Annotated in this window: 15 protein-coding genes; 7 read left to right on the forward strand and 8 right to left on the reverse strand. The window is 33.0% G+C overall.

The genetic code is table 11. The features are described from left to right. Positions 1-44 precede the first annotated feature (44 nt). The 8 genes from trpA to B2Y85_RS04890 all read right to left on the reverse strand — a co-directional run bounded on the left by trpA (position 45) and on the right by B2Y85_RS04890 (position 8,609). Positions 45-818, reverse strand: coding sequence for a tryptophan synthase subunit alpha (gene trpA, locus B2Y85_RS04855; protein WP_372519348.1), 774 nt, complete (start codon positions 816-818; stop codon positions 45-47). Next, complete coding sequence (gene trpB / locus B2Y85_RS04860; RefSeq protein WP_372519349.1) at positions 811-2,580, reverse strand: tryptophan synthase subunit beta; 1,770 nt, start codon at positions 2,578-2,580, stop codon at positions 811-813. Before trpB ends, trpA begins: the two co-directional genes overlap by 8 nt. A 102-nt stretch (positions 2,581-2,682) precedes the next feature. Next, positions 2,683-3,474: an indole-3-glycerol phosphate synthase TrpC gene (gene trpC, locus B2Y85_RS04865; protein WP_372519350.1), complete on the reverse strand. Its 792-nt coding sequence runs from the start codon at positions 3,472-3,474 to the stop codon at positions 2,683-2,685. Positions 3,475-3,539: 65 nt separating this feature from the next. Continuing rightward, the gene (gene trpD / locus B2Y85_RS04870; protein WP_372519351.1) at positions 3,540-4,550 is read right to left on the reverse strand and encodes an anthranilate phosphoribosyltransferase; all 1,011 of its coding nucleotides are present in this window, start codon (positions 4,548-4,550) and stop codon (positions 3,540-3,542) included. Positions 4,551-4,554: 4 nt separating this feature from the next. Then, the gene (locus tag B2Y85_RS04875; protein ID WP_372519352.1) at positions 4,555-5,121 is read right to left on the reverse strand and encodes an anthranilate synthase component II; all 567 of its coding nucleotides are present in this window, start codon (positions 5,119-5,121) and stop codon (positions 4,555-4,557) included. Beyond that, positions 5,118-6,581, reverse strand: a complete 1,464-nt coding sequence (trpE, locus tag B2Y85_RS04880; protein ID WP_372519353.1) for an anthranilate synthase component I — start codon at positions 6,579-6,581, stop codon at positions 5,118-5,120. Before trpE ends, B2Y85_RS04875 begins: the two co-directional genes overlap by 4 nt. Positions 6,582-7,231: 650 nt before the next feature. Next, complete coding sequence (locus tag B2Y85_RS04885) at positions 7,232-7,825, reverse strand: outer membrane beta-barrel protein (protein ID WP_372519354.1); 594 nt, start codon at positions 7,823-7,825, stop codon at positions 7,232-7,234. A 61-nt stretch (positions 7,826-7,886) separates the two neighbouring features. Further along, positions 7,887-8,609: a tRNA threonylcarbamoyladenosine dehydratase gene (locus tag B2Y85_RS04890; protein ID WP_372519355.1), complete on the reverse strand. Its 723-nt coding sequence runs from the start codon at positions 8,607-8,609 to the stop codon at positions 7,887-7,889. A gap of 110 nt (positions 8,610-8,719) precedes the next feature. Here B2Y85_RS04890 and B2Y85_RS04895 point away from each other — a divergent pair, with 110 nt between their 5' ends. The 7 genes from B2Y85_RS04895 to B2Y85_RS04925 form a co-directional block, all read left to right on the forward strand. Further along, complete coding sequence (locus tag B2Y85_RS04895) at positions 8,720-9,046, forward strand: PilZ domain-containing protein (RefSeq protein WP_372519356.1); 327 nt, start codon at positions 8,720-8,722, stop codon at positions 9,044-9,046. Positions 9,047-9,055: 9 nt separating this feature from the next. After that, positions 9,056-9,931, forward strand: coding sequence for a bifunctional methylenetetrahydrofolate dehydrogenase/methenyltetrahydrofolate cyclohydrolase FolD (gene folD / locus B2Y85_RS04900; protein WP_372519357.1), 876 nt, complete (start codon positions 9,056-9,058; stop codon positions 9,929-9,931). A 79-nt stretch (positions 9,932-10,010) separates the two neighbouring features. Continuing rightward, a complete protein-coding gene (gene rpmH / locus B2Y85_RS04905) occupies positions 10,011-10,148 on the forward strand; it encodes a 50S ribosomal protein L34 (protein ID WP_372519358.1) in 138 nt (45 codons plus the stop codon). A gap of 1 nt (position 10,149) precedes the next feature. Continuing rightward, positions 10,150-10,524, forward strand: coding sequence for a ribonuclease P protein component (gene rnpA / locus B2Y85_RS04910; protein ID WP_372519359.1), 375 nt, complete (start codon positions 10,150-10,152; stop codon positions 10,522-10,524). Positions 10,525-10,530: 6 nt separating this feature from the next. Beyond that, positions 10,531-10,743 carry a membrane protein insertion efficiency factor YidD gene (gene yidD, locus B2Y85_RS04915; RefSeq protein ID WP_372519360.1) on the forward strand — a complete coding sequence of 71 codons (213 nt, stop codon included), beginning with the start codon at positions 10,531-10,533 and terminating at the stop codon, positions 10,741-10,743. Positions 10,744-10,766: 23 nt separating this feature from the next. Further along, entirely contained in the window at positions 10,767-12,368 is a 1,602-nt protein-coding gene (yidC, locus tag B2Y85_RS04920; protein ID WP_372519361.1) for a membrane protein insertase YidC, read from the forward strand. Continuing rightward, a partial coding sequence (locus B2Y85_RS04925) for a Jag N-terminal domain-containing protein (protein WP_372519362.1) occupies positions 12,352-12,677 on the forward strand: 326 nt, incomplete at its 3' end. The genes yidC and B2Y85_RS04925, both read left to right, overlap by 17 nt.

Raw genomic sequence — 12,677 nt, forward strand, 5'->3', positions numbered from 1 at the left:
AACTAATTTTTTTATTATATAAAATTAAAATTCTAATGTATATATCAATTATTCATGGAATCTTTCATGCTTTTAACATAATCATAAATATAGCTGTCCGCATCTGTTCCGTACTGTTTTATAATTTTAATTATTGCACTTCCTACAATTACCCCGTCTGAAATTTTTGACATTTTGTTTGCTTGTTCCGGACTATGTATTCCAAACCCTATTGCCGTAGGAACATTTGTTACTCTTTTTACAGATTCTATAATAGATTTTAAATCCGTTTTTATTTCGGTTCTTACACCGGTAACACCCATGGATGAAACAACATACAAAAATCCTTCCGCTTCTTTAGCAATATCTTCTATTCTTTGCTGTGATGTAGGTGCTATTAACGAAACAATTTTTATGCCGTACTTTTTTGCATATTCGGAAATTTCGTTTTTTTCTTCAAAAGGTAAATCCGGAATAATTATACCGTCTATCCCCATTACGGAACATTGTTTAAAAAAATTATCGTAACCATACCTGAAAACAGGATTAACATATGTCATAAAAACCAGCGGTATGTTAACAGTTTTTCTTACTTTTTTAACGAGCTCAAAAATATTGTCGAGATTTGTTCCCGCCGCCAACGCTTTTTGGCTTGATTCCTGAATAACCGGTCCTTCCGCAACAGGATCGGAAAACGGTATTCCTATTTCTATTAAGTCGGCTCCCGCCGAAACCATTTTATAAATAAAATCTTCCGTTTTGTTTATGTTCGGATAACCTGCCGTTATAAACGGTATAAATGCTTTTTTATTTTTAAATGCCGATTCTATTCTATTCATATATTTTTTCTCCTCTGTATCTTGCAATTGCGGCTACATCTTTATCGCCTCTTCCCGAAAGGCAAACTATTATGCTTTCGCTTTTATCTATTTTCGGTGCAATTTTTCTTACATGAGCAACAGCATGTGCACTTTCTATTGCACAAATTATGCCTTCTGTTCTTGCAAGATATTCAAATGCACTTACCGCTTCTTCATCGGTAATCGAAACATATTCCGCTCTGCCGGTATCGTGCAAGTATGCATGTTCCGGGCCTATTCCCGGATAATCAAGACCTGCCGATATCGAATAAACTTCAGCAATTTGTCCGTATTTGTCCTGACAGAAATACGATTTCATTCCATGGAAAATTCCTATTTCGCCTTTGGCAATAGATGCGGCATGTTTGTCTGTATTAAGTCCTTTACCTGCAGCTTCGCAACCGATAAGTTTTACATTTTTTTCTTCAATAAAATTGTAAAACATTCCCATAGCATTACTCCCTCCGCCGACACAAGCAACAACGGCATAAGGAAGTTTTTTCTCGTATTCCAAAATTTGTTGTTTTGCTTCTTTACTTATTACACTTTGAAAATCTCTTACTATCGTAGGAAACGGGTGCGGTCCCATAACCGAACCTAACACATAATGAGTATCGTTTACTCTTTTAGACCATTCTCTCATTGCTTCGTTTACGGCATCTTTCAAAACTTTTGTACCGGAAGTTACCGCATTAACTTTAGCACCCAACAATTTCATTCTGTAAACATTTAATGCTTGTCTTTTGGTATCTTCTTCACCCATAAATATTTCACATTCCATACCTAAAAGTGCGGCAGCAGTAGCTGTTGCTACTCCGTGTTGACCAGCACCTGTTTCGGCAATTACTCTTGTTTTGCCCATCTTTTTTGCAAGAAGAACCTGACCTAAAACATTATTTATTTTATGTGAACCGGTATGATTCAAATCTTCTCTTTTTAAATATATTTTTGCTCCGCCCAAATCTTTTGTCATATTTTCGGCATAATATAAAAGAGACGGTCTGCCGGCATAATTTTTTAACAATGTGTTTAGCTCATCTGTAAATTCGGGATTATTTTTATAATATTCATACTGCTTTTCAAGATTTTTTATCTCGTTCATAAGTGTTTCGGGAATATATTGCCCGCCGTATATTCCAAACCTTGTATTGCTCATTTTTACTCTCCTGACTATATTTAAAATTTTATTTTTATCTTTAACTTTATTTGTTTCCACACCGCTCGATATATCTATACAATACGGATTTAATTTTATTGCCTGTTCTACATTGCTTTCGTTGATACCGCCGGCAAGGAAATACGGTCTTATAAAACTTTTTAACAAACTCCAATCAAATGTTTTTCCTTCACCCATTCCCGCATCAAACATTAACAAATCCGCTTGAGAATTTCGCCATCGAACAATTTCTTCTCCGTTTTTTACTTTTACGGCTTTAATTATTTTTTTGTTACAAACTTTTTTTAAATCACTTATATATTTATCATCTTCATCACCGTGAAGTTGAACGAAATCGATAATATTTTCATTACAAATTTCTGCGACTTTGTTTATATCTTCGTTAACAAAAACACCTACCGACAAAATATTTTTGTTCAACTTATTTTTTAATTTTTTTGCGGTTTCTTTAGATACTTGCCTGTGACTTTTTGCAAACACAAAACCGATATAATCCGGTTTTGCTTCGTTAACAAAATCGATATCTTCTTCTCTGAATAATCCGCATATTTTTATCTTGGTCATATTTTACCTCAAATAAATTCAACTGCGAGATTCCCGCTAACGACCTGCGGGAATGACAGTGGAGAAAGAGAAAATAATCCGCATATTTCTATCTTCATATTTTCACCTATTAACCTTTTCATCCTTTAAACTAAGCAAAAATTGTTCTTTGTTTTTGCTCAGCATCATGCTTTCACCGATTAATGCTCCGTTAAAACCGGCATTCTTTAACATCTTTATATCTTGTGCGGTTTTTATTCCGCTTTCCGAAATTAAAATTTTATTTTCCGGTATAAACTTTCTTAACTTTAAAGATGTGTTTATATCAACGTTAAATGTTTTTAAATCTCTGTTATTTATACCGATTATTTTTGCATTACAACTTAATGCTTTTTTAATTTCTTCTTCATTATGTGTTTCTACGAGACAACTTAACTTTAAACTTGTTGCAATGTTTACAAAATTTTTTAAAGTGCTTTCATCAAGAACAGCACAAATAAGTAAAACAGCATCCGCACCGATAAGTTTTGCCTGATATATTTGATACTCGTCAATAATAAAATCTTTTCTTAAAACAGGAATATTTACAATATCTGCAACATCTTTCAAATATTTATCGTTACCTTTAAAAAAGTGCGGTTCGGTAAGAACCGATATTGCCGAAGCTCCCGCTTTTTCGTATTCTTGTGCGATATCCGTATAAGGAAAATCTTCAACTATAACACCTTTTGACGGTGACGCTTTTTTTATTTCGCAAATAAAAGCAAAATCTTTGTTTTTCAAAGAATTCTCAAAAAAGAAATTTTTACTTGAAGGCAAAGACAAAACTTCCTGTTTTAAAGTTTCAATATCTTTTTCTTTTTTTTCGTTTTCTATTCTTGTTTTTTGTTTAGCAATTATATCGTCAAGTATCATTTATATCCTCTTTGTTGTTTGTTTTTCTGTCGTTGCCAATCTTCTAATCTTCTAATCCTCTATTTTTATTCCTCGTTAGATAATTTAACATATTTTTCCATCTGCACAAAAGCTTTTTGACTTTCAATCATTTCTTTTGCAATATTAACCCCTTCGGCAATTGAAATTTCCGGTTTTGCAACATGTATTGCCGCTGCGGAATTTAGTATTACGGCGTCTGTTTTCGGACCTTTTGCACCGGACAAAATATCTTTTGTTATTTTTGCATTTTCCTGCGGTGTTCCGCCCAACAAATCTTCCTTTTTACACTTTTTCATACCGAATTGTTCCGGTTCGATTTCGTAAGTTTTATAGTTACCGTTAACAACTTCACAAACTTTTGTTACCGAACTTGCGGAAATTTCGTCAAGTCCGTCTGTTCCGTAAACCACCATAGCACTTTTTACACCTAAATTAGACAACACATGTGCCATAGGTTCAATTAAATCTTCGTCGTAAACACCCAACAACTGCATACTTGCCCCGGCCGGATTTACCAACGGTCCCAAAATATTAAATATAGTTCTTATACCCAACTCTTTTCTTACCGGTGCAACATATTTCATTGCTATATGATAGTTTTGTGCAAACAAGAAACAAAAATTTATTTTATCTAAAATTTGTTTACTCTTTTCAGGTGATATTGTTATTTTTGCACCGAGAGCTTCCAATACATCTGCTGCTCCGCATTTACTTGATGCTGCTCTGTTTCCGTGCTTGGCTATAGGTATTCCCGCCGCAGAAACAACAAATGCGGACGTTGTCGATATATTGAAAGAATTTGATTTATCTCCGCCCGTCCCCACAATTTCCAATATATCCATATCGTTAAGAAGTTTTACACAATGTTTTCTCATACCGGATGCCGCACCGGTAATTTCTTCTATTGTTTCTTTTTTCATACTCATGGCAGTTAAAAAAGCCGACATTTGAATTTGACTTGCACTGCCGCTCATTATTTCATCCAACACTGTTTCAGATTCTTTGAAGCTCAAATTTTGTTTCATAACAGCTTTAAAAATAGCCTCTTTAATCATTTTTTTATCCTCTCAAAAAGTTTTTTATCATTTGGTATCCGTTTGGAGTAAGTACCGATTCTGGATGAAATTGAACACCATAAATGTTTTTTTCTTTATTATAAACTGCCATAACTTCATCATCACTGCTTATTGCACAAACCTTTAATTCTTTAGGTAATGTATCTTTTAATGCAGCAAGAGAATGATATCTGCCGACAACAATTTTTTTATCAAGACCTTCAAATATCGGGCAATTTGTATCTACATCTATTTCAGACTGTTTACCGTGCATAAGTTCTTTTGCATAAGATATTTTCGCACCGAAAGATTCACATATTGCCTGATGTCCCAAACAAACTCCCAAAATGGGAATTTTACCTGCAAATTTTTTTACCAGGTCTATACAAATTCCCGCATCGGAAGGTTTTCCCGGACCGGGAGACAAAATTATTTTTTCCGGATTTAATTTTTCTATTTCATCTGTTGTAATTTCGTCATTTCTTCTTACTGTTATATCCGGATTTATAGAACCGATATACTGATACAAGTTATAAACAAAACTGTCATAATTATCTATTAGTAAAATCATTTTACATTACCTCCGGCAGAAAGTTGTAAAGCATTTATAACTGCTTTTGCTTTATTTATACATTCCTGATACTCGTTTTCGGGAACACTGTCTGCAACAATACCTGCACCGGAACGAACAAAAACTTTATTATTTTTCTTAAAAGCTATTCTTATGGAAATACAAGTGTCCATATTTCCCGAAAAATCTATGTATCCTATTGCGCCGCCGTAAATACCTCTTTTATTTTGTTCCAACTCGTTTATAATTTGGCAAGCTCTTATTTTAGGCGCACCTGAAAGTGTTCCCGCGGGAAGAACGGTATCTATACCGTCAAGTGCGGATTTATCATCTCTTATTTCACCTCTTACCGTTGAACCGATATGCATAACATGTGAAAATCTTTCTATACTCATATATTTTTCCACTTTAACCGAACCGAATTTACTGATTTTACCCAAATCGTTTCTGCCTAAATCCACAAGCATATTATGTTCGGCAAGTTCTTTTTTATCCGAAAGAAGTTCTTTTTCAAGTTGTAAATCCTGCTGTTGAGTTTTTCCTCTCGGTCTTGTTCCAGCTAAGGGAAAAGTGTGTAAAATTCCGTCGTTAAGTTTTACCAATGTTTCAGGTGATGCACCTGCAATTTCTATATCTTTGCTGCAAAAATAAAACATGTAAGGTGACGGATTTGTTGTTCTTAAAATTCTGTATGTATCCAAAAGACTTCCTTCAACATCAGCCTCTATTCTGTTTGATAATACCGCCTGAAAAATGTCTCCGTCTTTTATGTATGTTTTTATTTTGTTTACCATATCACAATATTGTTCTTTGCTGAACAAATATCTAAAACCGGATTTTATTTTTAACGGTTTATCTTCACAAGCAGCTCCGTTCTGTATAAGTTTTGCCATTTTGTTAAGTTCCAAAACGGCTTCATCATAGTTTTGTTTTAAGTTTTCGGTTTTAATGTTAACTATTAAAAATATTTTCTGTTTTAAATTATCGAAAGCAATAACTTTATCAAACAACATTAAATCGACATCGTTAAAATTTTCGTCATCGTTTGCAACCAACTTCAAACTCGGTTCACTGTATTTTATATAATCGTAAGAGAAATAACCTACAAGTCCGCCGGTAAAAGTAGGTAACCCTTCAACTTTAGGACTTTTGTTTTCTTCCACAATATTTTTTATGTACTTTTTAGGATTATCGTTTTTGGATATTATTTCACCGTTTATTTTTATTACACCGTTTAAACATGTAAATTCAAGTTTCGGATCGTATCCCAAAAAAGTGTATCTTCCCCACTTTGAAGAATCTTCCAAACTTTCAAGCATATAACAGTGACTGCTTACGGATTTTAAGATTTTTAAAACCTGTATGGGAGTTTTAATATCACTGAATATTTGACAACTTATAGGAATGGTTTTGTATCCTTTTGCCAAACTTACGGCTTGTTCATAACTCGGTATATACATTTTCAGCACCTCAAAATAAAAAAAATTCATCCTAAAACAAAAAATTTTGTTTTCAAGGACGAATTATATTATCCGCGGTGCCACCTTGATTCGAGACTACCAAAAAACAACAGATAAAATCTATGATTGAAATCTTATCTTGTAGTCTCACTCTTATTTAGGATACCAACATATCCCCGGCAACTAACGGATGCCTTCCCGTTGCAGAATACTCAAGGGTAAACATCACCCTCTTTGACTGCACCCTCTGCGGTCCATTTAATAAGCTGCTTACTGCCTGCTTCTCACCACCCAGGCTCGCTGTTAGTGCATTTCTTATTTTTATCTCCGCATCAACGGTTTCAATATTAAACTTCCAAGATTTTAATATTATTTTTTATGTTTGTCAATAGGAAAATTTTTGTAAAACAAAATTTTAGGTTATAGGTTGATAACGACAGAAGATTGAGAACTTAATAGCAAAAAACAGGAAGAAGAAACGACAATGTACAATGTATAATTTACAATGTATAATGAATGTAAAAAGCAGGAAGAAAAAATCTTCCTGCTTTTTATTATTTTTACAGATCCCGTATCAAGTACGGGATGACAATACTACCGCGGTTTAAACTACCATGGATTGCTTCGGCACTTACAGTGCCTCGCAATGACTATATGTTAAATTTGTAACCTACATTTATTGCCAATCTTCTGTTTGTATAAGTATAATCATCAGACCAATCTTTCTCACTATGTACCCAATAATTTACGGAATATAAAAGTTCAATTATCACATTACATTTTTCTACACCTGCACCGATTCCCCAATACAAACCGCTTTGCGAAAAATCACACCAACCATCATCATATCTTGTAATACCCAAACCTAACTGACCTAAGAAATACACTTTATCTATTATTTTATTTTCATTAACATCCAAAACGGGTTTTACAGACAAATAAATATTTGTTGCTCCCAACTTTGCGCCATCATAGCCGGTATCAACAAACTTACTATCAAAAACATAATTTATACCTATACCTGCACCAATATTATCTAATAAATAATAATAGAAATCTGCTCCTAAAGAAAATGTCGATTCTTGGGGATAAGCGTATTTGTATTTACCGTGTTCTGTCGCTAATTCTAATGGTTCAATGATATATCCCAATTTTGCATCTATTTCCATTGCTCCTTTATCGGTTGCAAAAACAGGTGCTACAAGTGCTACGGCCAACAATAATGCCAACAATCCTTTTTTCATTTACTGCCTCCTTTTGTAATTTATAATTTATAATTTACAATTTATAATTAACGATGTCAATTTACATCAATTCTATCGCTTTGTTTGCCAAAAGGATTCCGAATATTCCGGTAATTACCGGTGTGGAACCTAAAATTTTAGGCCCGCCGTTTTTACCGTACTTTTTACCTTCTTGTTCCGGTAAAGGTATAGGTTTTATTTGCGGAGATTGTTCCGAAAACACACAGGGAATTCCCTTTGATATTCCTAAAGATCTTAAATCTCCCCTTAATCTTTCTGCCAATTTACAATGATGAGTTTCAAATAAATCCGCATACTTTATTGAAAAGGGATCTGTTTTAAGTGCCGCACCCATGGAAGAAATTATTTTTATATTGTGTTTGTAACAATATTCCAAAAGTCTTAATTTGGGATTATAAGAATCTATTGCATCAATAACAATGTCGGGAGTTTCGGAAAATATGGTATCCAAAGTGTCGGTATTAACAAAAACATCAAAAGTTTTTACTTTACAGTTAGGATTTATATCCAAAACTCTATTTTTTGCAAGCTCGGCTTTTTTGATATTAATAGTTGAATGTAATGCATAAAGTTGTCTGTTAATATTAGATTCCTGCACTACATCAAAATCAACAAGAGTTAAATTCCCCACCCCTACTCTTGCCAAAATTTCAACGGCAAAACTTCCTACCGCTCCAAGACCTACAACGGTAACTTTCGATTCAAATATCTTTTTTATTTTTTGTTCGCCTAATAATAATTTTGTTCTTACAAACTGTTCCATACAATTAAAATACAAATTTTATATTATTTATTCAATAATATATATTGAAAATTTTTCTAAATTTTATATAATAAAAATAATCTGAATTTTTTTGTTTGTTTTAACAAAAAATGGATATAGAAAAAAGAAAATTTCCCAGACAATTAGTTTCATTATCTACCAATCTTTTAGAAACTGAAACTGAAAAAGTTTTAGGAGATTGTATCTTAACCGATATTTCAAAAGTAGGTTTTGCTTTTGAAAGCGAAACGAGTTTTCATATCGGACAAAAGTTCAGTTTGGAACTTGTAATTCTTAATCAAAACATATCGTTGAGCGGTAAAATCGTAAGAATATGCGAAGGTGTTTTTTACCAAATGTACGGTGTGGAAATAATTGACGGTGACAGCAAAAACTTGGACTTTTTCAGAAGATACATAGATTATTCATTGAATTAAGGATATATTATGAAAATAATTAACGGCAAAGAAATATCTCAATCAATAAGACAAGATTTAAAAAATAAAGTGGAAGAACTATCAAAAAAAGCTTCAAGAGTTCCGGGCCTTGCAACAATACTTGTAGGAGAAGATCCCGCAAGTAAAGTTTATGTCGGTTCAAAAATAAAGGCATGCGAACAAGTAGGAATAAAGTCGTTTCACAATCCGTTACCGGCAACGGCAACTCAAGAAGAAATAATAGATTTAATACAAAAGTTAAATGCAAATCCGGAAGTTGACGGAATATTGTTACAGTTACCTTTACCCAACGGGCAGACTCCCGACAAATGCATAAATTCAATTTCTCCCGATAAAGATGTAGACGGATTACATCCTTTTAATGCAGGTATGCTTACATTAGTAAAATCGTGGAAAGAAATTGTTGATCAAAAGTTGTTGGTTTCTTGTACACCTATGGGCGTGGTTTATTTATTAAAATATTCCAACATAGATATTCAAGGTAAAAATGTTGTAGTTTTGGGAAGATCGAATTTGGTGGGAAAACCTGTATCAATGCTTATGCTTGCAAACAATGCAACCGTAACAATGGCACATTCAAGAACCCAGAACTTAAAAGAAATTACAAAAAAAGCGGATATTTTGATTGCCGCAATAGGTAAAGCAAAATTCGTTACAAAAGATTTTATTAAAGACGGTGCAACAGTAATAGATGTAGGTATTAACAGAGCCGCGGATAAAAAACTTTACGGCGATGTGGATTTTGAAGCCGTAAAAGATATGGATGTAAACATTACTCCCGTTCCGGGAGGAGTAGGACCGATGACAATAACGATGTTGTTACACAACACAATATTGGCATTTGAAAGGCACAACAACCTATAAAAATTAATAAAAATTTGATATATTATTATTTTTAAAGTATAATTATTGAATTATTCTGTAAATATTAAAGAGGTTTAAAATGACAAAGAGAACTTTTCAACCAAACAAAGAAAGAAGAAAAAAGAAAATTGGTTTCAGAGCCAGAATGGCTACAGCAGGCGGAAGAAAGGTATTGAGTGCCAGAAGAAAAAAAGGCAGAGCAACACTTTCGGCATAAAATGCTTAGCAGTAGTAAAGGATTTTCTTTTTGTTATCTTGAAAGATTACATACTTCTACAGATTTTAACAGAGTTTTGAAAAACGGCAAAAAACTTAAAACTGTTTTTGTTAATATTTATGTATTAAAGAGAAAAGATAATAACGAAATTAGAAGATTAGGTCTGATAACATCAAGAAAAGTAGGAAAAGCCGTAGTAAGAAATACGGCAAAAAGAAGATTAAGAGAAATCTTTAGAACAAACAAACATAAGCTGACACCGGGTTTGGATGTTATATTCATCCTGAAACCTCAGATTACTTCGACAGGGTACAGCAAGCTAAAGAAAGATGTTTTAGATTGTTTAGAAAGTGCAAAATTTTATAATAATATATAGTTTAGTATGAAACAGATCTTACTTTTTCTTATTAGAATATATAGAAAAATTTCATCACTTACCCCTCCGAGATGCAGGTTTTACCCCACTTGTTCAGCTTATGCTTATGAAGCAATTGACAGATTTGGAGTATTTAAAGGTGTTTACTTATCTGTCAAAAGGATTTTAAAGTGTCATCCGTTTAATGACGGCGGCTATGATCCTGTTCCGAAAGAATAAAGATAAGCATAGGTAGGTATCAAATGCAAAGCAATACAGTTAAGTTTGTACTATTTTCAACCATTTTTTTATTGGCATGGTATTTATATTTCCAACCAAAACAAGATGCACAACAACAACAAATGTTGCAACAACAGCAGCAACAAACAGTAACACAATCTCAAGAAACAAGTTCACAACAAACAACAATCAGTAACGAACCTGTTTCAAAACAAGAAGTAGTTTCTAATATTCAAAACATTAAAGAAGAAGAAATAACAATAGAAACAGACAAATATAAAGCGGTATTTTCAAATAAAGGTGCCGCAATAAAACATTGGTATGTAAAAGAACAAAACAATACTTTTGTTGATTTGGTTTTGCCGGAAGCATCTCCGGTACTTGCCAATTTCCCGGGGTCCGTATATGAAATAGTAGAAAAAACAGATTCAAAGTTGGTATTGTCTCATACTTCAATGCAGAACTGGAAAATAACAAAAACTTTTGATTTATCTCAAGATTATTTGCATGCAATGGAAATAAAACTTGAAAAACTCAGTGAAGACGCAAAACTTCCCGAAATAGAATTTAATTGGGGACCGGGGCTCGGAACAGATGATAAAGAATTAAAAGAAAATGTTTCTGTTACAAGAGTTGTAGGATACACTTCAACAAAACCGGCAAAGTTGGAAAAAATTAAAACGGAATCCAATCCGGCACAATTATATAAGTGGGTAGCAATAGATAACAGATATTTTCTTGCCGCACTTATTCCGGACAATTCATTAAACTATTCCAATGTAGGAATGGTTAAACAAAACAAAAGAATGCCTCCTGTTTTGATGTTCAGTGCAAAAGTAAAACAGGAAGAAGCAGTTCAAAACTTCTCGTTGAAATTTTTTGTAGGTCCGAAATCTTATTCATATTTAAAAACATTTAATATGGGTTTTGAAAAAGCCGTTGATTTCGGTTTCTTCGGTATTTTAGGTAAACTTGCTACATCTGCTTTATTTGCATTGTACGGTATAACCAACAATTACGGTTGGGCAATTATAATAATGACCATAATAATACAAATTTTGGTGTTACCGTTAACATTAAAAAGCTTTAAAGCTATGGCAGGCATGAAAAAGATTCAACCTATAATGAAAGATATTCAAACAAAATATAAAAACGATCCGAAAAGATTACAAGTGGAAATGATGAACTTATATAAAACACACAAAGTTAATCCTTTCGGCGGATGTTTACCGATGCTTTTACAACTTCCTATTTTTTGGGCATTGTTCCAAACATTGAGAAATGCTTACGAGTTAAGATATTCTCCCTGGATTTTATGGGTAAAAGATTTGTCGGCAAGCGATTCATTGTTTTATATGGGTTCAATATCATTTAATATGTTGCCTTTGATTATGGGTTTTATAATGTTTTTACAGCAAAGACTTACAACTGCAACATCCGATCCTACTCAAAGAAAAATGATGTATATAATGCCTATAATATTTACTTTAATGTTCTGGGGTTTTCCTTCAGGACTTGTATTGTATTGGCTTACAAACAGTGTAGTATCGATTTTCGTTCAAATTTTTGTTTTAAGAAGATATGAAAAAAATTCCTCGGGGGTAAAAAATGCAAAAAGAGCTTGAGTTTTCAGGAAAGAATATAAATGATGCTATAGAAAAAGGTTTACAAGAACTTAATTGTTCGAAAGAAGATGTTGAAATAAAGATTTTGGATGAAGGAACAAAAGGTCTTTTCGGTCTTATGGGTTCAAAACCGGCAAGAGTTATTTTAACATTAAAAGATAAAAACGGAATAAAAAAAGAAAACACAAAAAAAGAAGAACCTAAAAGAGAAATAGACTTTGATTTGGCATGCAAAAATGCAAAAGAGTATGTTTCAAAAACAGTTTCCATGATGAACATAAAAATTGATGATATAAAAGTTAATCATGA

It is taken from the genome of Candidatus Ruminimicrobiellum ovillum, assembly GCF_002392975.1.
GTDB lineage: Bacteria > Elusimicrobiota > Endomicrobiia > Endomicrobiales > Endomicrobiaceae > Ruminimicrobiellum > Ruminimicrobiellum ovillum.